The 22,171-nt window shown below is 38.0% G+C and carries 16 protein-coding genes and 1 pseudogene; 7 read left to right on the top strand and 10 right to left on the bottom strand.

What is annotated here, in order from left to right; genetic code table 11:
- Nucleotides 1–278: 278 nt before the first annotated feature.
- From tgt to ssb, 8 genes are all read right to left on the bottom strand, one after another.
- Nucleotides 279–1,397 carry a tRNA guanosine(34) transglycosylase Tgt gene (tgt, locus tag BN200_RS06165; protein WP_019221675.1) on the bottom strand — a complete coding sequence of 373 codons (1,119 nt, stop codon included), beginning with the start codon at nt 1,395–1,397 and terminating at the stop codon, nt 279–281.
- Between the two features lie 2,272 nt (nt 1,398–3,669).
- Nucleotides 3,670–3,882: a hypothetical protein gene (locus tag BN200_RS09380; RefSeq protein ID WP_034989193.1), complete on the bottom strand. Its 213-nt coding sequence runs from the start codon at nt 3,880–3,882 to the stop codon at nt 3,670–3,672.
- 105 nt (nt 3,883–3,987) lie between these two features.
- On the bottom strand, nt 3,988–4,179 hold the full coding sequence (locus BN200_RS06155) for a hypothetical protein (RefSeq protein WP_019221672.1): 192 nt from the start codon (nt 4,177–4,179) through the stop codon (nt 3,988–3,990).
- A gap of 1,048 nt (nt 4,180–5,227) precedes the next feature.
- Nucleotides 5,228–5,740, bottom strand: coding sequence for a peptidylprolyl isomerase (locus BN200_RS06150; protein WP_019221669.1), 513 nt, complete (start codon nt 5,738–5,740; stop codon nt 5,228–5,230).
- 19 nt (nt 5,741–5,759) lie between these two features.
- Nucleotides 5,760–6,350: a peptidylprolyl isomerase gene (locus BN200_RS06145; protein WP_019221668.1), complete on the bottom strand. Its 591-nt coding sequence runs from the start codon at nt 6,348–6,350 to the stop codon at nt 5,760–5,762.
- Complete coding sequence (gene coaD, locus BN200_RS06140; RefSeq protein WP_034989263.1) at nt 6,340–6,858, bottom strand: pantetheine-phosphate adenylyltransferase; 519 nt, start codon at nt 6,856–6,858, stop codon at nt 6,340–6,342. The genes BN200_RS06145 and coaD overlap by 11 nt, the downstream gene beginning before the upstream one ends.
- 24 nt (nt 6,859–6,882) lie before the next feature.
- Nucleotides 6,883–9,678 (bottom strand): DNA gyrase subunit A, encoded by a 2,796-nt coding sequence (gyrA, locus tag BN200_RS06135; protein ID WP_034989261.1) that lies wholly within the window; start codon nt 9,676–9,678, stop codon nt 6,883–6,885.
- Nucleotides 9,679–9,909: 231 nt separating this feature from the next.
- Nucleotides 9,910–10,428, bottom strand: coding sequence for a single-stranded DNA-binding protein (gene ssb, locus BN200_RS06130; RefSeq protein WP_019221665.1), 519 nt, complete (start codon nt 10,426–10,428; stop codon nt 9,910–9,912).
- A gap of 343 nt (nt 10,429–10,771) precedes the next feature.
- Here ssb and uvrA point away from each other — a divergent pair, with 343 nt between their 5' ends.
- From uvrA to BN200_RS06110, 4 genes are all read left to right on the top strand, one after another.
- Nucleotides 10,772–13,672, top strand: a complete 2,901-nt coding sequence (uvrA, locus tag BN200_RS06125; RefSeq protein ID WP_019221664.1) for an excinuclease ABC subunit UvrA — start codon at nt 10,772–10,774, stop codon at nt 13,670–13,672.
- 289 nt (nt 13,673–13,961) lie between these two features.
- Nucleotides 13,962–14,300, top strand: a complete 339-nt coding sequence (locus BN200_RS06120; RefSeq protein ID WP_019221663.1) for a P-II family nitrogen regulator — start codon at nt 13,962–13,964, stop codon at nt 14,298–14,300.
- A gap of 56 nt (nt 14,301–14,356) precedes the next feature.
- Nucleotides 14,357–15,766: a type I glutamate--ammonia ligase gene (glnA, locus tag BN200_RS06115; protein ID WP_019221662.1), complete on the top strand. Its 1,410-nt coding sequence runs from the start codon at nt 14,357–14,359 to the stop codon at nt 15,764–15,766.
- A 151-nt stretch (nt 15,767–15,917) separates the two neighbouring features.
- On the top strand, nt 15,918–16,478 hold the full coding sequence (locus tag BN200_RS06110; protein ID WP_019221661.1) for a hypothetical protein: 561 nt from the start codon (nt 15,918–15,920) through the stop codon (nt 16,476–16,478).
- A gap of 45 nt (nt 16,479–16,523) precedes the next feature.
- On the opposite strand, the gene BN200_RS06105 is transcribed toward BN200_RS06110, so the two are convergent.
- On the bottom strand, nt 16,524–17,306 hold the full coding sequence (locus tag BN200_RS06105) for an ATP12 family chaperone protein (protein WP_019221660.1): 783 nt from the start codon (nt 17,304–17,306) through the stop codon (nt 16,524–16,526).
- Between the two features lie 801 nt (nt 17,307–18,107).
- Between BN200_RS06105 and BN200_RS09715 the strand changes: the two are divergent.
- Both BN200_RS09715 and BN200_RS10110 read left to right on the top strand, forming a co-directional pair.
- A pseudogene (locus BN200_RS09715) lies at nt 18,108–18,352 on the top strand (integrase); the annotation flags it as partial.
- A 313-nt stretch (nt 18,353–18,665) separates the two neighbouring features.
- Nucleotides 18,666–18,764: a hypothetical protein gene (locus tag BN200_RS10110; RefSeq protein ID WP_154645986.1), complete on the top strand. Its 99-nt coding sequence runs from the start codon at nt 18,666–18,668 to the stop codon at nt 18,762–18,764.
- Nucleotides 18,765–19,106: 342 nt separating this feature from the next.
- Here BN200_RS10110 and BN200_RS06100 read toward each other — a convergent pair whose 3' ends face one another.
- On the bottom strand, nt 19,107–20,090 hold the full coding sequence (locus BN200_RS06100; RefSeq protein ID WP_019221659.1) for an RluA family pseudouridine synthase: 984 nt from the start codon (nt 20,088–20,090) through the stop codon (nt 19,107–19,109).
- Between the two features lie 215 nt (nt 20,091–20,305).
- Between BN200_RS06100 and BN200_RS06095 the strand changes: the two genes are divergently transcribed.
- On the top strand, nt 20,306–22,165 hold the full coding sequence (locus BN200_RS06095; RefSeq protein WP_019221658.1) for a glucan ABC transporter ATP-binding protein/ permease: 1,860 nt from the start codon (nt 20,306–20,308) through the stop codon (nt 22,163–22,165).
- Nucleotides 22,166–22,171 lie beyond the last annotated feature (6 nt).

The raw sequence follows: 22,171 nt of genomic DNA, 5'->3' as shown, positions 1-22,171 counted from the left end.
TCATTAATATTGTTGCTCTAAACAATCATCATCAACAGAGAAACTGTTTTTCTCCGGATCAGGTAGTGCGTACCGGAGTAACAGTTTTGCTTGCAATCACCAAGGTATTACCTTCCAGAGGGAATATGTGCCGATAAAATTGCATATCCATTTTTGAGAGCAGTGTAATTTTATGCTTTGGAAAGCATTTCTAACTTCATATTTTAAGCAAAAGTTCTTACTATAAAAATAATTGAGCAATGTGTAAAAGGTAAACAGCTATACAGAAGACCAGTGGTTTATCGCCCTTTCTTCCATAGAGAACGAGTTTCAGCACAGAAATCAGCATAACACCCTTCCTCAATAGCATCACGAATTCCCTGCATAAGCTGTTGGTAATAAAAAAGATTATTCCAAGTCAACAACATACCACCAAGAGATTCACCAGATCTAATCAAATGATGTAAATAAGCACAACTATAATCATTTGCTGCAGGACAAAGTGACTGTGGATCAAGAGGATGTGGATCTTCTGCATAGCGTGCATTACGCAAATTAATCCTCCCAAAGCGGGTAAAAGCTAGACCATGACGCCCTGCACGTGTTGGCATTACACAATCAAACATATCAATACCACGAGCAACACTTTGTAAAATATCGTCAGGTGTTCCAACTCCCATAAGATAACGTGGCTTATCCTCTGGCAAAATTGGGCAAGTAGCCTCTAACACAGCTATCATAACGCTCTGCGGTTCACCAACTGCAAGCCCTCCAATAGCATAGCCTTTCAAGTCCATCTCTTTTAATGCTTGAGCAGAACGTTCACGCATTTTCATATTATCACCGCCCTGAACAATACCAAATAATGCCTTATCTGGCTGATTACCAAAAGCTGTTTTACAACGCTGTGCCCATCGCAATGAAAGTTCCATAGCAGACTCTATTTCTTTTTCACTTGCAGGTAATGCAATACATTGATCGAGCTGCATCTGGATATCAGAGTTAAGAAGCCCCTGAATTTCAATGGAACGCTCTGGACTCATTTCATAGTACGCTCCATTAATGTAAGAGCGAAAAATCACGCTTTGTTCGGTAATTTTACGGATTCCTGCCAACGACATAACCTGAAATCCACCAGAATCGGTTAAAATAGGTCCATGCCAACGTGAGAAATGATGTAAACCTCCCAAACGTGCAACACTCTCAGCTCCTGGACGCAGCATTAAATGATATGTATTGCCCAAAATGATATCTGCTCCAAGAGCACGTATCTGATCCATATACATAGCCTTAACGGTTCCAGCTGTTCCCACGGGCATAAATGCCGGTGTACGAATACACCCACGTCCCGTTATAATTTCACCCCGACGTGCACACCCATCTTGAGCAATTTTTCTATAATGAAATGTCTTTATCATCACTCTCGTCTTTTTGATTTTATAAACTCATATCGTCATAGAAAACAAAGAGAGAACTCTTTTGATAACATTCATCATGAGCTGTAGGAAATTGATCTTTGATTCGCTAAATATGTACTTCAGCATGAAACAATAAAATGAATAAAGTTGTATCATTAAGCGATCACAATAATTAAGTTGATAATCTAAGTTCACAAAAATACTGAGGGTGCTTAATACAGAAATACCTCAAGATAGCTACAATCATTCATAACAGTGTTAAACAACTAAAAAAACTTTGTTTCGACAATATGTTCTTATTTTTATAGGCTCTTAACAACCAATAACACCAAGCAAACTGAGCTTGGAGAGAAGAAACTTTTGAATCATTGCATCGTCTCTAACACCTTTCACTTTTACAAATAAAAAAATTCTACCTTTATAAGAAAGGTAGAAAATTAGTTGTCTAGCAATTTTTTGATAAAATGCAAACAGAGTAACGGGATTCTATAGACTTCTCACGCTTTGATCCCAAAAAATAATTGAAACTTAAGAAAGAAAACTTATAAAAAAGAAAATACTTTCTTATCAAAACATTAGGGCGTACATATATGTGAAGTATTCGAATTGATTAAAAAATATTTGATAAAGTGACATTTTAATCAAGATGTTTATCATTGTTCTAAACCGTTTTTTGAATTGAGCAGAAAAAAGAAGAGAAGGGTATTTTGCTTCCTTAACCCGAGTTTTTGTTTCTCTCAACCCACCCTCTATCACTAATAATTTGTGCATTCTAAACATTCAACAAGCTAATCTGATTGGACTATATATCATTGCAATATCTGGAATGAGAAGCAAATATTAAGAAAACAACTCAAAGCACTCCACTACGGGCATGACTCTCCTGCTCCAACCTTTGTTTTTTCAACACTTCCCTCTTATGAGAAATAACCTCTCAAGCACATCATCTACACTTTCAGTAAAAACATGCACAAAAATAAAGGGAGCATTATCCCTCATAAATCACCATCATAACCGATAATTCTTGGCAAATGCTTCCAAAAACCGGACATGAATTCTCTTGCCTGATGCCAAGATTATAACATTTATCGATGCGATATCAGGAGAACTCTTACTATTTTTAAAATAAAATGAACTTCCCAATAAAAACGACGGATAAAGTTCTAACTCCTCACTCACATCCTAAAAAACCATCCCCCAATAAACAATAAATCCTTTGCCAATCCATAAAATCTGATGCCAGACTTCTCGATGCTAATAATCCTATTCTTTACAAATAAACCGTTATCATCGCTCCACCTTTTATCTGAAATTGTAGCTTAAACAAAAAAATCTAGCATTTTTGCTATACCTTTTAACAAGTACAAAAGCTTCAGACTTTTCTTATCTTAAAATATCTTAACCATGGTTTAGCAGGCCCCATATAGATCAACGGCATATAACAGCTAGTATCAATGGCTTTTTACTAAATTCAAATAACTTTCATAAGCTCGAAACTTACATCTTCCCTTCATCGAAAACCTTCAAATGAGGTGAATATAAAAATCTTCTTATATCTGCTTGTGAAACAAACAAAATAATTCATTCACCTAGACAAAAAAACCTTCATACTAACTTTTACGCTAGACTATTTTCTTTCCATTAGATTCCTCCTAATTCCCCTTGCATAAAAATAGGAGCTACACTGCAATAATTATTGCAACTTATTGATTTATAATGACAATAAACCATTTTTCAATTTGAATGATAATCCCGAACACAATAAATTTTTCTTATTGCAAACTCTCTCATAGTGAATCAATGAAAGTCGCTCGCCTGTCATAATCGCAGCTGGCATGTGGGGAAAAATTGTTACAAACAAAAACGATGCTCCCCATATGAAAATCCTTTTCTTAACGAACCTGAAATTTGTACTGGTAATCAGATTATTTTAAGACACCTATCACGAAGCAAAAGTGGTAGATCCTAATACTGGAGAGGAAAGAGATATATCTGCAAGTTCACGTTATTGAGAAAGAAAACGAAAAAATTATTTTAATATGCATGGCTATATTGACTACAGGATTGAGGCATTACAGGTTGTGGTAAAAGTGAAGAAGAAAAACGCCGAGAACAAAAAGAAGAACAAGCTAAAAAGTTTTTTGAAACAGATACATCATCTACAGATCGTTGACATGCATTTTAAAAATATCCTACAATGATAAAATCATGAATTATAAATCTTAAAATAAAGAAGCCACCATCCATTTCTCAAAAATAAATCATAGCTTCTTTAACTCTTATCTATCTCAGATGATGCTCCAGAAATTGTATTTGCAAAAATATTATTTGTTCTAGCTCCATCGAATTGGGATTTATTATCACGAGAGAACTTAATATCGTTATATTCTAGTGGTGTAGGTGAAGCATTAAAACTAAGGTTTGCTGCATCTTCCATTTCGAGAACACAAAAAACAGCCATAGTTCCAATGCCTTTTAAATTCATATCGGTGATATCTCTAATTTTGCAAAAAACTGATCGAGTTTGATCTAGAGAAACCGATTTAGCTTGAGACTGATGCGTTCTGGTAAAACGATTTTCCCCCTCCAACTACATGTGGATTTCCGCCCGATTGAGGTTTATTATCACTATTTTAAAAGAGTTTCCTGTCATTTGATAAGCGTTTATATTGTTACCTACTCCCGTCATAGAACCACCACCGCTCATTCCGGCGCCCATTCCACCACTTGCTCCTCCTCCTAAAGCACTCCCTGTTCCGCAAAAAGCTGAAGCTCTACTCACAGTAGCTAGCTAGTGCTACTGCTCCAGCAGTTGCTGCTGGAGCAGCTCCTCTATAGCGCAGCTACCCACCATTACTCCTAAATACTTTTGAAAGTGGTAAAATCTAACCAAAAGGTGATGTGTAAGCTGTTAACTGGTTTTTACTTCCACAAATCCATATTTTCCACAATGAGTCTGTCTCCCTGTTTTAGAAATTATACCAAAAGAGATAAGCAATATTCTTGTTTCTATTTGGCATACAAAAGCTGCAACAGTAGAGAAAACCCTTATTTTCGTTTCAATCTTTGTCCCAAACATGCTGCAACACCAAGTTTAGATGTTAATTTACAGATAACAGAAAAAGCAAAAGCTTGATCATAAACAACAACACCAAAACCACGAATAAACCAGCTATGGATTGGAGAGATAGAACGGACGTTTATGAAACACAAAACAGTGAAGGAGTAATTATCCTATACTCCTGAGCTCTGTTGAACATAGTTAATCGTGCTAGAATGACAAAAGTGGCATAGTAATTATAAAGTCTCAGACTTGGATGTAACTTGACGATAGTTTTTTTTAATTTGATATCTAATTTTGCACAAATTTATTTCTCAACGAATTCTCACCGATTCTTTAAAAATCTCTCAGAGACTTTCCCCCTTTTTTCTGTAAGATTTCGATTTTAGAAATTTTTCCTACTTCTTTCAAAATTTTGCTCTCACATTTGAGATCATACTTCATAGTGGCAAAGTGGCAAAAAATATTCATTGTAAACAATGAATTACTACATATTTTTATCTCTTCTCAGGAGTACAAAATCTCGTGCAAAATAACATTAATAAACCGCCATAAGTAAGCAATAAACTAGAAAAAATAATAAAAAAGGCACAACCAGCTTACTTTCATCTAAAGATGATAGAATTTCAGACTGTAAAGAAATATAAAGCAGTCAAAATGCTTTATGGAGATCATAAGCAGAAATAACGGATCTCCACCAAACTCAAGACAACAATCAAACGGGAATATCTTCGCTTGACAAGCTTATGGTTGAAACCAGTTCATTATCCTACTCTCTATCCGCAGCAATCGTAGCTTTAATGATTGCATCAGGATCGATAACAGGTTCACCACGCTTAATTTGATCGACATTTTCCATACCTTCAACAACCTGCCCCCATATAGAATATTGGCGATCAAGCCAAGGAGCATCGGCGAAGCAAATAAAAAACTGCGAATTAGCAGAATTTGGATTCTGACTACGTGCCATAGAAACTGTACCACGCTTATGAGAAAGATTCGAAAACTCTGCTTTTAAATCAGGTTTTGCTGAACCACCCATACCAGCACGTGATAAATTGAATTTTTCACCATCCTTCTTTCCAAATTGCACATCACCAGTCTGCGCCATAAAACCATCAATAACACGATGAAAAATAACGTTATCATAAGCCCCTTCACGCACAAGCTCTTTAACCCGTGCAACATGAATAGGTGCTAAATCAGTAAAAAATTCAATAATAACCCTTCCCTTCGTTGTTTCAAGAATTAAGGTATTTTCTGGATCTTTAATTTCGGCCATACAGTTAAACTCCTTCTCATCACTCAGCTTGTAAAGTGGCAGTATTAATAACATCAGGATTTGTTACAGATCCATTATTACTTGTGGTACCTTTTTTAATTTTATCAACAACATCCATTCCCTTGATGACCTCTCCCACAACAGTATATTGACCATTTAAAAAAGCAGCATCATTAAAACAAATGAAAAATTGAGAATTCGCGGAATTCAGATCTTGCGAACGTGCCATTCCAACAGTGCCACGCTTAAATGGCTCCTTTGAAAACTCTGCTGATATATTGGGATAATTTGATCCGCCCATACCAACGCGTTTAGGATCAAAATCTGCACTCCCCTTTTTTCCAAATTGCACATCACCAGTCTGCGCCATAAAACCTGGAATGACACGGTGAAAGACAACATTGTTGTAAGCGCCTTCCTTTGTTAACCTCTTGATTTGTGCGACATGCTTTGGTGCCAAATCAGGGCGAAGACGAATAACCACATCACCATTTTTAAGAGATAAAACAAGAACATGAGAATCGTCAGCTCTCTTCAAATCATCCGCTACAACACTCAAAGAAAAAAAGCAAAAAACACATGTTAAAACAGTCAGAATTCTAAGAGACACAATTATTCTCCCTTGAAGATTGAAATTTTAAGGACAAAGCTCTAGCAACATTTGCAGGAACAAAAGGTGCCACATCCCCTCCCATAGAGGCAATCTGGCGTACCAATGTAGAGGTTATTATACGCCCAGAAACGCTTGCCGGTAAAAAAACGGTCTGCAATTCAGGAGCCATGATGCTGTTCATCCCTGTCATTTGCATTTCATAATCAAGATCAACGCCATCACGCAACCCGCGAATAAGAAAAGAAGCACCAATTTCACGAGCCTTATCAATCAAAAGACTATCAAACGAAACAACCTGTAACCGATCAGTCCCTATATTTAACAAGTCTTTTCCTACCTGAGTAATCAAATCAACACGCTCTTCAAAACTAAAAAGTGGTTTCTTTTTAGCCTGTATACCTATAGCCATAACTACCTTGTCTGCTAAAACAAAACTGGCTTGTAAAATATCAAGATGACCATTTGTAAGAGGATCGAAGGAACCCCCATAAAGAGCAATTTTCATCATTTTACTCCGCACTCTTGAGAATTATTGCCCTTCGCTCATATCAACCATATCAGAATCACCAACTGCTTCAGAATTTTTTCCAGTTTCATCCTCTAATTGGTTATCATCATCTTCAGATTCAGAAATACGCTCAACCGATACGACTTTTTCACCTTCAGCTGTATTGAAAATTGTCACCCCCTTAGTTGAACGACCGGCTATACGAATACCCTCAACAGGGACGCGAATAAGCTGCCCACCATCTGACACTAACATAATTTGATCTTGCGCCTTCACTGGAAAAGCCGCCACTAATTTACCGATTTCAGCTGTCTTAGATGGATCTGTGGCACGAATTCCTTTTCCACCACGTCCCGAAATCCGAAACTCATAGGAGGAAGATCGTTTTCCATAACCAAATTCACTCACTGTTAAAAGCATCTGTTCGCGCGCATGAAGCTCTGCATAGCGTTCCTCTGTTAACTCTGTTTCGGCTGCCTCCTCTTCCTCCTCAAGAGTTACAATATCCTCAGCATCAGAACCAGCAGCACGCCGTTCATTAATCACACGTTTAATATAGGCAGAACGCTCAACAGACGTTGCTTCAACATGCTCTAAGATTGTCATTGAAATGACTTTATCACCGTTAGCCAAATTGATACCACGCACTCCCACCGAATTGCGACCTGCAAAAACACGAACCTCAACAACAGGAAAACGAATACATTGTCCCTTAGCTGTTGTTAAAACGACATCATCATGTTCTGTACAGGTTTCGACAGAAAGAATTTCGTCCTCTTCATCAAGTTTCATGGCAATTTTGCCATTGCGATTAACCTGAACAAAATCTGATAATTTATTACGACGCACAGTTCCACGCGTAGTTGCAAACATCACATCCAATGCGCTCCAACGCGCTTCATCTTCTGGCAAAGGCATAATCGTTGTTATGCGCTCACCTTGCTGTAAGGGAAGCATATTGATCAGAGCCCGCCCACGTGATTGCGGCGTACCAAGTGGCAAACGCCAAACTTTCTCTTTATAAACAATTCCACGCGTTGAGAAAAACAAAACAGGTGTATGGGTATTAACCACAAACAAATGCGTTACAAAATCCTCATCCTTAGTGGACATACCAGAACGCCCCTTACCCCCGCGCCGTTGCGCACGGTATGTACTCAAAGGTACCCGCTTAATATAACCACTATGGCTGACCGTGACCACCATATCTTCCGATGCGATCAAATCCTCACAATCCATCTCAGCGCTACCAGAACCAAATATGGTACGCCGAGGAGTTGCAAATTCCTCACGAAGAGCATTAAGTTCATCTTTAATGATACTCATAATTCGTGAACGGGATGCCAAAATATCAAGATAATCGGTAATATCCACTCCAATTTTATTCAATTCATCAGCAATTTCATCGCGCCCAAGCGCCGTTAACCTTTGCAAACGCAATTCTAAAATAGCACGCGCCTGTTCTTCAGAGAGATTATAAGTATTATCAGCATGAATAATATGACGAGGATCATCAATAAGTCTAATCAAAGGTGCAACATCAGCAGCCGGCCAACGCCGTTCCATTAACTGCACACGCGCTGTCTGTGGATCAGGTGCCTTGCGAATGAGCGCTATAATTTCATCAATATTGGCAACAGCAAGTGCAAGACCGACCAAAACATGCGCACGTTCCCGTGCTTTACGCAAAAGATATTTTGTTCGCCGACTGACCACTTCCTCGCGGAAAGAAACAAATGCGCGCAGCATATCAAGCAATGTCATTTGTTCAGGTTTTCCGCCGTTTAACGCCACCATATTACAACCAAAAGAAGTTTGCAGAGGCGTATAACGATACAATTGATTCAAAACAACATCTGCAACAACATCTCTCTTAAGCTCAATAACAACGCGATACCCATCACGATCAGACTCATCACGCAAATCAGAAATTCCTTCAATGCGTTTATCACGCACCAATTCGGCCATTTTCTCAATCATCGTTGCTTTATTAACTTGATAAGGGATTTCGCTTACAATGATTGCCTGCCGACCATTGCGAATTTCTTCAATATCAACCTTAGCACGCATAATAATCGAACCGCGTCCCGTTTCATAAGCAGAACGAACACCGGAATGACCAAGGATGATACCACCCGTGGGAAAATCAGGACCAGGAATAATTTCAATGATTTTATCAAGCGTTATATCGGGATTATCAATCAAGGCGATACAAGCATCAAGAACTTCACCAAGATTATGGGGCGGAATATTGGTTGCCATTCCCACGGCAATACCACCTGATCCATTGACCAAAAGATTAGGAAAACGCGCTGGTAAGACGATAGGTTCACGCTCACGCCCATCATAATTATCCTGAAAATCAACGGTATCTTTATCAATGTCAGCGAGAAGCTCTTGCGAAACTTTTTCTAAACGACATTCTGTATAGCGCATTGCCGCAGGCGGATCACCATCAACAGAACCAAAATTTCCTTGCCCATCAATCAAAGGATTGCGTAAAGAAAAATCCTGTGCCATACGCACCAAAGCATCATAAATCGAAGCATCTCCATGAGGATGAAATTTCCCCATGACTTCACCAACAACACCTGCAGACTTACGATAAGGCTTATTAAAAGAAAGCCCCATCTCATTCATGGCATGAAGGATACGTCGATGAACAGGTTTAAGACCATCACGAACATCAGGAAGAGCACGCGAAACAATCACGCTCATCGCATAATCAAGATAGGAGCGTTGCATTTCATCAAGAATACTAACCGGTTCAATACCGGTTAGCACATCACGTTCTGGATATGGGTTTAGATCTTTCACAGCTTCAAGACTTTCAAAAAGAATCACTTTACTCTTTGTATAGCGAAAAACACATCAAAATGCTAACTTCCCCTACAAGAGAAAGGAAATTTAACAATAACTTTCAACATGTTATTTATGTTAAAAATCGCTGATAAAATCAATCGGGCATCATTTTTTGAACGTCAAAAACCTCAAACAAACAAATGAAAAGATATAAAGATCAATAACAAAAGTGCTTATTAAGCATCATCAAAAAGGCACTTCATCATCTAATTTGTGTGAAAAGCTTTCTCCCGACTGACTATTGTTGGAACCAAAAACATCTCTCTGATTTGCGCTGTTATCACCAAAACTACCACTGCTATAAGCGCTACTTGACTGATGTGCTCCTTGCATTTGTTCTCCCCCCATTGCTCCTCGCCCATCAAGCATTTGTAATTCACCACGGTATTTTTGCAAAACAATCTCTGTTGTATAACGATCATTGCCATTTTGATCTTGCCATTTGCGTGTCTGCAACTGACCTTCAATATAGATCTTACTGCCTTTTTTTAAATATTGCTCTACAACTTTGATAAGGTTTTCATTAAAAATAACGATACTATGCCACTCTGTGCGCTCTTTACGCTCATTTGTATTACGATCGCGCCAACTCTCTGAAGTCGCAATACGCAAATTTGCCACTTGATCACCAGAATTTAAACGACGAATTTCAGGATCAGCACCAAGATTACCAATCAAAATAACTTTATTAAGGCTACCAGCCATCTCATAAACTCCAAAGTCTTAAAATTTGCAAAACAACTTCCGTTCTCTCGCTATTATTACTATCTTGATCTTATCACTTACCCATCTACATTTGCATTTGCAATTGACCTCAATGTGGATCTTGCTACCCTTTTTAAAATATTGTATCGTGCGATTATAGCAAAAGATGATAACAACGCATAGTTTATTTCATCACTAGAAAGTAAAAAGCTTCTTTTTAATCTTTTTCCGAAGAGCTTGCACTCTCTTTTCACGTTAAAGCAATGCTTACAATCTAAGGAAATAGCTTTATTCCACTTTGGATGCTATGCTTAACTTTTGTCATATATGCCAAGGATAAAATATGGCTCATCAAAAATATATCTCCATTCGCGGTGCACGTGAGCATAACCTTAAAAATATTGATGTAGACCTTCCTCGTGACAAACTGATCGTTATAACAGGACTTTCTGGATCAGGGAAATCTTCTTTAGCTTTTGATACAATTTACGCTGAAGGTCAACGCCGCTATGTTGAAAGCCTTTCTGCTTATGCACGCCAATTTCTGGAAGTGATGCAAAAACCGGATGTTGACCGCATAGATGGGCTTTCTCCCGCAATTTCCATTGAACAAAAAACAACCAGCCGCAACCCACGTTCAACGGTAGGAACCGTCACTGAAATCCACGACTATATGCGCCTTCTCTTTGCCCGCATTGGTATCCCTCATTCTCCTACCACAGGACTTCCTATTGAGAGCCAAATGGTAAGCCAAATGGTTGATCAAATTATGGACTTACCAGAAGGTACGCGGATTTTTATTATGGCCCCTTTCGTGCGAGGCAGAAAGGGAGAATATAAAAAAGAGTTAACGGAGCTTTTAAAAAAAGGATTTCAACGTGCTAAAGTTGATGGAATTTTTTATGAAATTCCTGATATTCCTCCTCTTGATAAAAAATATAAACATGACATAGACGTTGTGGTAGACCGTCTTGTCGTGCAAGATGACATTACCTCTCGCTTAGCTGACAGCATAGAAACCTGTTTACAGCTAGCAGATGGAATTGCTGTTGTTGAAATGGCAGACCAACCTTTAGCAAAAGAAGTAACTTCAAAGGAATCTGCTCACAAATCAAAAAATGAAACGCACAAACGGCTTATTTTCTCAGAAAAGTTTTCCTGTCCAATCTCTGGATTTTCTATCCCTGAAATTGAACCACGGCTTTTTTCATTTAATAACCCTTTTGGTGCTTGCCCTAGTTGCGATGGACTTGGCACAAAAAAGGCAATTGACCCAAAAAAAATAGTACCAAATGAAAATCTCACTTTACAAGCTGGAGCAATTGCCCCTTGGTCGAAATCAGCCTCACCCTCTCAGAGCCAAATCTTAGAGGCATTAGGTAAAATTTATGGATTCAAACTCACGGATAAATGGAACACACTTTCAAATGAAGCGCAACACGCTATTCTCTATGGCATAAAAAGAAAGGAAATCTCCTTTGACAACAAAAATACTCCAAGCACATATAAAATGATCCAATATTATGAAGGTGTTATCCCTAATATGGAGCGACGATGGAAAGAAACCGATTCTGCTTGGTCACGTGAAGAAATCGAGCATTATATGTCTTCTTCGCTCTGTCCAGCTTGTCATGGGTATCGTTTAAAACCAGAAGCACTCGCTGTAAAAATCCACGGAAAGCATATTGGACAAATATCAGAACTTTCCATCTTAAAAGCAGATGATTGGTTTGCTAACATCCATCAATATCTCACTGAAAAACAACGGAGTATTGCAGTTCGCATTTTAAAAGAAATTCGTGAACGCTTAGCTTTTTTAAATCATGTAGGACTTGAATATCTTAGCTTATCTCGCAATTCAGGGACACTTTCAGGTGGAGAAAGCCAACGTATTCGGTTGGCATCCCAGATTGGCTCTGGTCTTACAGGTGTCCTTTATATTTTAGATGAACCCTCTATTGGTTTACACCAACGTGATAATGAACGCCTTTTGGAGATGCTGCATCATCTGCGTGATCTAGGCAACACGGTTATCGTTGTTGAACATGATGAAGATGCCATTCGCACAGCAGATCATGTCGTTGATATGGGTCCAGCAGCAGGCGTTCATGGTGGAGAAATCATAGCGCAAGGTACGCCGCAGGAAATTATAGAAAATCCTTCTTCTCTCACAGGGCAATATCTTTCAGGAAAAATGGCCATTACCATACCTGCTCAACGACGCAAAATATCAAAATCAAAAACATTGAAAATAACTGGAGCCCGAGGCAATAACCTCAAAAACATCAGTGCTGCCATTCCTCTTGGAACCTTCACCTGCATAACTGGCGTTTCAGGTGGAGGAAAATCAACATTCCTCATTGAAACTCTTTTCAAAGCTGCCTCACATCATATCATGGGCACACATCAAAGTCCCGCAATCTATGATAAAATTGAAGGGTTAGAATTTCTTGATAAAGTCATTGATATCAACCAATCACCTATTGGACGCACCCCGCGTTCTAATCCAGCAACCTATACAGGGGCCTTTACCCCAATTCGTGAATGGTTTGCCGAACTTCCAGAATCAAAAGCCCGTGGCTATAAAGCTGGACGTTTTTCATTCAATGTTAAAGGCGGACGCTGCGAAGCATGTCAAGGCGATGGAGTGATCAAAATTGAAATGCATTTTTTGCCTGATGTCTACGTGACCTGCGATGTATGCCAAGGAAAACGCTATAATCGAGAAACCCTAGAAGTAAAATTTAAAGAAAAGTCTATCGCCGATATCTTGGATATGACAATCGAAAAAGCAGAAGAATTTTTTCAAGCTGTTCCAGCTATTCATAACAAAATGAAAACCCTCATGAAAGTTGGCCTTGGCTACATCAAAGTAGGACAACAAGCCACAACACTTTCCGGTGGTGAAGCCCAACGTGTAAAACTTGCTAAAGAACTTTCACGCAAAACAACAGGTCGTACGCTCTACATTTTGGACGAACCAACAACAGGGCTGCATTTTCACGATATTTCTAAACTTCTTGAAGTCCTGCATGAACTTGTCGAGCAAGGAAACACAGTTGCCGTCATTGAACATAATCTTGAAGTTATAAAAACAGCCGACTGGATTATTGACCTAGGACCAGAAGGGGGAGATCGCGGTGGTGAAATTGTTGCAATTGGACGACCTGAAGATATTATTAGCGTTTCTGCTTCTTACACTGGAAAATTCCTAAAAGAAATTTTGCTGCGCCGGCCTTTATAAATCTAAATTCTTAAAAAGTCTGCATGTTATAAAATACATAATAGAACAGTACAAAAAAGAAGAGCAAAGTTTTATTGTATCATTCTGATTCTTTACGACACTCAAAGCGCTTTCCCTATAAAATAACAGCATTTCATTGTATGCTGTAAAGGAATCTGTCTTCTCCAAATATATCGTGACATAATTTTCGCATTTTCCGTGTAGAAAGTATCTTTTAATATATCTCACAGTTGTCAATATAAGGTGGTGTAGTCTAAAAGGACATAATAACGTTGGAGATAATTTCAGCATGAAAAAGATTGAAGCCATCATAAAACCCTTCAAACTTGATGAAGTAAAAGAAGCGCTTCAAAAGATTGGGTTGCAGAGTATTACAGTAACAGAAGCAAAAGGTTTTGGTTGTCAAAAAGGACATACAGAACTTTATCGCGGTGCTAAATATGTTGTTGATTTTCTACCTAAAGTAAAAATTGAGATTGTTGTTGCCGATGAAAAACTGGAACAGGCTATTGATACCATAAATAAAGCAGCTCAAACACAGCATATTGGAGATGGAAGAATATTTGTTTCTTCCATTGATCATGTCATTCGTATCGGCACAGACAAATCCGGAATCGATGCTCTTTAACAGCTATAAAGTCTTTCATCTTTTTTATCTCCCTCAGTCCAATAAGGAAATGGAATATGACAACCGCATCAGACATTCTTAAACAGATTGACAACAATGACATCCGCTTTGTTGATTTACGCTTTACCGATCCACGAGGAAAGTTGCATCACGTTACCATGGATATTGCAGAAATCAGTGAAGATACATTTAGCGATGGCGTTATGTTTGACGGTTCTTCAATTTCTGGATGGAAAACAATCAATGAATCCGACATGGTTTTGATGCCAGATCCAGAAACAGCCCACATTGATCCTTTTTTTGCCCAATCAACTTTGGTCATATTTTGTGATGTGCTCGATCCTGTTTCTGGAGAATTTTATCGTAGAGATCCTCGTTCTATAGCCAAAAGAGCTGAAGTTTATATGAAATCTTTAGGCATTGGAGATACAATCAATGTAGGTCCAGAAGCAGAATTTTTTATCTTTGATGATGTACGCTATAAAACTGACCCTTACAACACAGGATTTAAACTCGATTCAAGCGAACTTCCATCAAATGACGATACAGAATATGAAACGGGCAATCTCGGTCATCGCCCACGAATGAAGGGTGGATATCTTCCAGTTCCCCCCATTGATTCCTGTCAAGATATGCGCTCTGAAATGCTTACAGCACTTAAAGATATGGGAGTCCGGGTTGAGAAGCATCATCATGAAGTAGCAGCAGGCCAGCATGAATTGGGTATTCGCTTTGATACTCTTGTCCGTGAAGCTGATAAGATGCAAATTTTTAAATATGTTGTGCATCAAATAGCAAACAGCTACGGAAAAACAGCAACTTTTATGCCAAAACCGGTTTTTGGTGATAACGGCTCAGGGATGCATGTTCACCTGTCCATTTGGAAAGATGGCAAACCAATCTTTGCCGGAAATGAATATGCCGGGCTATCAGAAATCTGCTTATTTTTTATTGGTGGTATCATTAAGCACGCAAAAGCAATCAACGCCTTCACCAATCCATCAACAAACTCTTATAAGCGTTTGGTTCCTGGTTATGAAGCGCCCGTTCTTCTTGCTTATTCCGCACGTAATCGTTCTGCCTCTTGCCGCATTCCTATGACTCCTTCACCAAATTCAAAACGCGTAGAAGTTCGTTTTCCAGATCCAACAGCAAATCCATATTTAGCATTTGCAGCACTCTTAATGGCTGGTCTTGATGGCATCAAAAACAAGATTCATCCTGGACACGCTATGGATAAAGATCTTTACGATCTTCCTCTAAAAGAGCTCAAAGATATTCCTACTGTCTCAGGGAGTCTGCGTGAAGCACTTGAAGCACTGGATAAAGACCGTAGTTTTCTTAAAGCTGGTGACGTTTTTGATGATGATCAGATTAATTCTTTCATTCAAGTAAAAATGCAAGAAGTTTTACGTTACGAAACAACTCCACATCCCGTGGAATTCGATATGTACTATTCTGTTTAAAATATAATCATTATTTTCGATTTAAAAATGGAATTTAAAACTCCATTTCTGTGGATATTATGCTTATAAAAGAGCACAAATAGCTTTTTGCTTTCGTGCTCTTACTTTATAATACTAGTTGAATCTCTTCGAATTATTTATAAGGTTTCTAATGCTGCAAATTTTTTATCTTTTTCCTATTCTTTTATGCATTGCCTTTATTATCTCAATAACTCAAGCTTATACAATTACAAATTCAAAACTTACAGCCCCAAAATCTACAGCCTTTGAAGAAGCAGCATTTGCTTACAGTAAAGCGCTTCAAAATGCCGATGCAAATGCCATTTTAAATGCTATTCCCCCCCAAATTATCAGCAGCTTAATGAATAAAAAAAACATTAGTAAATTACAATTCCAACAAATCATGAAAAGCCAAATACAACGATTGGCAGAAAATTATAAGATTGAGAGTATACAAATCAACCAAAAGCAAAAACGTGAAGGCACACTTGATAATGGTATTCCTTATTTCGTTATACCCGTGAATTTTATAACTACAACAAACTCTGGAAAAAAGCGCTCTATTCAAACTGAAGTAATTGCTCTTCTTTCAGACAACAAATGGTATTTTATACGTGGGAATGACGAAGCAATTTTAAATATAACCAGTGATGCATTTCCTGGACTTGAGAAAATAAAAATCAATCCGCAAAAAATCACAAAAATAATGTGATGTTTTAGAAATGAGTGCATGAAGAAAAGCAGCAGAGAATTTAACCTATAGACAAGTTGTCATGATTGTTCCTGCTGCGTCAAATTCACTTTTCTTATAAGCACGGCGCATCATTGCTTCTTCATCAACTCCCCATTGTTCCATCATCCAATCTTCATCTAAATGGGCAATATTCCAAACATGATCTGCATTCATTTCTCCTTCCATAACAGCAAGAGCAAGAAGAGCTGATCCTGTTAAGGTTGTTATCGTATGCAGTGCTGCAAGCATATAGGGAGATTCTACTTTACGTAGATAATTGCTTACTGCTTGAATAGCCTCGCGTGATTGTTCAACATGCATAAGCCCTTCTGCTACATGAAAACGAGCACCAAGTTTTTCTTCTACCCAATCTAATAAAGGATCCCACTGTTCACGTTGTCGCTGTACCAGCTCTTTTGGTGTTTGTGCGCGATAAAAAGTCATATCACATGCGACAAAACGCAATAAATCTTCAAATACAACCTGCATATTATCAGCTATGCCATCAATCACAGTATTCACAAGACGTGTCATTGGCATTTTTGCTGGATCAATAACTTGCTTTTGGTTTTCAAATTCCTTTGCCACAAATGCAGCAAACATTTCTGTTGGCACAAGAAAATGCCGCTTAGCCGGCGTTTTAACTGGAAATCCATCCAATAAGAGGGAAAATCCTCCCTCCTCACAAGCAACCTTTACTTCGCTATAAAATCGTTTTGGAAGTGACTGGCAAGAAAGATTTTCAATCTTCTGGACAGAATGATTTTTATTCAAGGGTTTATCAAAATGATTCAAAATTTCACGCATATCATTTTACCTTTGATATTTTCAAAAAATTGACTAGTTTTCAAGTTTCTGTATGCCTTATAGGGTTGAGTTTACCTGTCACCCCTCCCTAAAGAAGAAAAAAGGCCTTACCAGCTCCAATCTGATTGAGAACTATATTTCAGATCTATTTTATAGACAAGACAACGATAATGCCTTGTTTTTCCATTCAGAAACAACTGTGAGAGTAATTTTTAAAAAGGATTTTTCTTGATTTAAAAACTTAAATGCATCGAACTTGAGAGTAAAAGTAAGCATGTTTACTACCTTTGCAAATTATCCGTCTACAAGAGTGATATCTACAAAGCATTCATAGCTTTTAAAATGCTTCTATAAAGTGTTGAAGAACAAGAAAGGGCATCACCAAAAAAGCTAAAGAGAGCCATGCATTTTACTCATAATTATACCTTGATACCTTGCTTAACATCCCCCAAAGTACCGCCATTATGCGCCTAACATAGGCCCAAGCAATCCACCCCTCACGGAACAATTTCCCTTCCTTATATAACCGCCCTAAACGACAGTATTTTATGGCATAATAGGATGATAAAAATTAAAGTTGCTCTCCTGTTACTATTGATCATTTTTCTATGTTAAGTCTCTCTTAAATAAAACATTGATTTATAACGATAATATAGCGTCATTCATATTAAATAAGAGCCCCGAACACTGTTAGGATTTTCTCATTTCAATCCTGTTTATATTGCATCAATTAAAACCACTTGTTTGCACATAACAAGTGAGATGAATATCTGGATAAAAATTATTAAGAAAGGACTAAAAATCGCTCTTATGAATCGTCTCAAGTGCCAAGGGCTTGTGTAACATTGGGGTCTGGCAAAGAGTATGATGGTACCGGCTTCTTCATAAGAGTAAAGATGGCGGTGCTCAACGGATTTATCATTATACCCTTTACGGACGCCGCCGTGAAATGGGCTTTGGTGCACTAAGAGGTCTCTTTAAAACAAGCCCTTAAATTGGCGACTGGGTGGCATTCTGTTTTACATGAAGGTCGTGACCCCATTAGACACCACAGGAGCACATCCATAAAATTGTTTAATCTTGCAGACTTATACTTATCATTCGATTAAATCTCAAATTTAAAATCTTTACATAATTGCATAGGATCTGTTAAAAGCAGACTTTATTTATTACTTTACTATCTTATAAATAATTTATAAAAAATAAACTAAATAAAAACACTGAATTTTAAATATAAAAATTAATTTATTATTTATAAAAAGCATATTATAAAAATTTTTACTGAAAAATACTAGAATATTTACATTTTATTTTTAAGAATATTTGTCTTGCATTTGAAAGTAAAAGTATCACGTTCATATTCCTAGCAGCTATCAACCTCAAATAGCAATATCTACACTCATGAACAGCTTAAAAGATATTTCTAATAAAAGTCTAAAACAAAAAAATCGCTTATGACTCAAAAAAAGTAATAGGGCCGTAACCTTTGATCACCTCCCTACTTCCCTATGAGCTTTGGATGCACACCAATTGACATTATTTGTCAATATATCCAACAGCAAAACACATCTGATATGTGAATTTATGATGTTTTATACGGCATAATAAGATAATGAAACTGTAGAAAAAATCTGTAAACGATATCTACAAATTCATCATTTAAAAAATACAATCCTTTAAGAGCGATTATTTTATCAAGAATTCTCTTCACAACAAGTGATATAGATAACACCTTCTTAAATTTACAAAAAACTGCACAACTCAAAAAAACAAATAACAAAAACTCTTCTTTTATTTTGTTTATTCTGTCTCACCATCATTCTCATTAAAAGCCAAAAGATTAAAACTTTGTACCATATGAGGTGGTAAAGGTGCGACGATATCCAATATCCCCCCTGAAGGATGAGGAACGCGAATCCGGCGTGCATGAAGATGAAGGCGATTTTGAATTCCCCCTGGTAACTCCCAATTACTATCAGAAAAAAAATATTTTGCATCACCAATGATCGGGTGATCCATGTGAGCAGCATGGACACGCAGCTGATGTGTTCTCCCCGTATAAGGTTCCATTTCAAGCCATGAAAGAGCGCGCCCTCGTGTATCTATAACGCGGTAGTAGGAAACTGCATGACAAGAGTCTGGCTCCCCATGTTCACAAACCCGCATTTTATCACCCTGGGAAGTATTATCCTTAACCATCCACGTTGAAATTTTATCTTGCTTTTTTTTAGGCACACCCCGCACCAATGCCCAATAAGTTTTTTTTGTTTCACGTGTTCGAAAAGCCGATGTTAAAGCCTGTGCCGCCCCTCTTGACCGCGCAACAATCAACACACCCGATGTCTCACGATCAAGACGATGAACCAACCGCGGTTTTTCACCTTTTTTATTACGCCATACCTCAAGCATACTATCCATATGGCGCGTCAAGCCAGAGCCACCCTGTACCGCTAAACCAGCTGGCTTGTTAAAAACAAAAACCTTTGGATCCTCATAAAGCAGCATTTTTTTCAAAATGACCCCATCATCCTGTCCTCGAAGGGTTTTATCCGTTACCGGAAGACTTTCTTTGTCATTAAAAGATAAAGGTGGTATGCGAACAACTTGGCCCATAAGAAGACGCGTCTCAGCTTTAACACGCCCACCATCAATTCGTATCTGTCCAGAACGCAACAATTTTTGTAAATGCCCAAATCCAAGTCCCGGGTAATGCGCTTTAAACCAACGATCTAAGCGCATTCCGCTTTCATCTGCTTCAACCTTTTTTATTTCTACGCCTGCCATGAAAATTCCCTTGCCCAGTAATTTTATCAAATAATTTTGCCAAATAATTTTATTGACCCGTTTTACACACTCTCTTTATAAACAAAAAATCCATATTCTATACAGTTGGTTTTATCACAGCATATTACAATCCGTATCCAAAATTGCATTTTCTTACTATCAAAACTTTATTACTTAAAAGCCTAACGATTACAATTGAGTGGAGATGATCATCTGTGGCTTTATTGAGAACCTATGCACGTGTCCTCACTTATCTAAATAAAGAAAAAAATGCATCCCTTTTAATCTGTTCTACGAATGTTATGTTGGCTATCATCACCATTGCAGAACCTATTTTATTTGGACACGTCATTGACTCTATTGCAGAAAAATCAGCTATTATCCCAACTCTTACGATTTGGATATGCTTTGGTATTTCCCATATTCTTGCCTATGTACTTATAGCTCGCGGTGCTGACCGCTTAGCACATAGACGTCGCTTAGCTGTTTTAACAGAATCTTTCGAACGTATTATTGCTATGCCTTTAATCTGGCATCAACAGCGCGGAACTTCTAATGCTCTCCATACACTTTTGCGTGCTATAGACTCTATGTCAACCATATGGCTTGATTTTATGCGTCAACATCTCTCAACTCTTGTTGCATTATTCGTTCTCATCCCCATAGCTTTTAACATGAATTGGCGCCTTTCAATAGTCTTGGTTGTTCTCGCCATCATTTATGTATTAATTGCACGCCTAGTGATGCGCAAAACAAAAGATGGTCAAGCCGCTGTAGAGTCCTATCATCATAATCTTTTTCAACATGTCAGTGATTCAATCTCTAACGTTTCCATTGTACAAAGTTATAACCGAATAAAAGAAGAAACTTCTATATTACATCAGCATACAAATGACCTTCTTAAAGCGCAAAACCCTGTTCTCAATTGGTGGGCTCTTGCCAGTGGCTTAAATCGCATGGCTTCAACCATTTCAATAGTTTGTGTTCTTCTCCTTGGAGCTTTTTTTGTAGCAAAAGGCCAATTACGTGTAGGTGAAGTTGTTGCTTTTGTCGGATTTGCACAATTAATGATTAGTCGTCTTGATCAAATGAGCAGTTTCATTAACCTAACCATATCCTCACAAGCAAAACTACAAGAATTCTTTGCAATGGAAGACTCAACCTTTCAGAGCAAAGAACCTGAAAACCTTCCTTTTTTGCAAAACGTTAAGGGTGCAATACAATTCCATCACGTGACCTATAAATTCCCAAATTCCTCTCAAGGCGTTTTTGACATTTCCTTTGAGGTTAAAACAGGACAAACTGTTGCGATTGTAGGACCAACAGGTGCTGGTAAAACAACATTAATCAATCTCTTGCAGCGCGTATACGATCCTACAGTTGGGCATATTTCCATTGATGGAATAAATATACGCTCTGTTAATCGTGAATCCTTACGAAAATCTCTAGCAACAGTGTTTCAAGATGCTGGTCTTTTCAACCGTACTATTCACGACAATATCTCGATAGGAAAAGAAACAGCAACAGATGAAGAGCTTTATGAAGCAGCAAAGATAGCAGCTGCTCATGATTTTATTTTGAAAAAAAACAATTGTTATAATACAATGATTGGTGAACGGGGTTCTCAATTATCCGGCGGAGAGAAACAGCGACTAGCAATTGCACGCGCTGTTTTAAAAAATGCTCCCATTCTTATTCTAGACGAAGCGACAAGTGCCCTTGATGTCGAAACAGAAGCGCGCGTTAAAGACGCTCTTGAGAGCATAAGTCACAACCGAACCACTTTCATTATAGCTCATCGCCTTTCAACAGTGCGCAGCGCTGATCTTGTGCTCTTTCTAGAACAAGGTCACTTAATTGAAAAAGGAAGTTTTCAAGAATTAATTGCTAAAGGTGGTCGTTTCTATAAACTGTTAAAGGCTGGTGGTTTGACAATTAACCAACCAGCGATAAAAAGAGAAGATGTAAATGTGATCCCCTTGCAGAAGCCATCGCATCATAAAATAACCTCTCCCTCTTTAAACAAAAACCGTATCTCAAAATCGTTCTTGACAGATCTCAAATCCCAATCATAAAAATCA

Source organism: Bartonella senegalensis OS02 (assembly GCF_000312545.1).
Taxonomy (GTDB): Bacteria; Pseudomonadota; Alphaproteobacteria; order Rhizobiales; family Rhizobiaceae; genus Bartonella; species Bartonella senegalensis.
The sequence above is the reverse complement of the archived record's forward strand: the minus strand, read 5'-3'. Positions and strand labels throughout refer to the sequence as shown.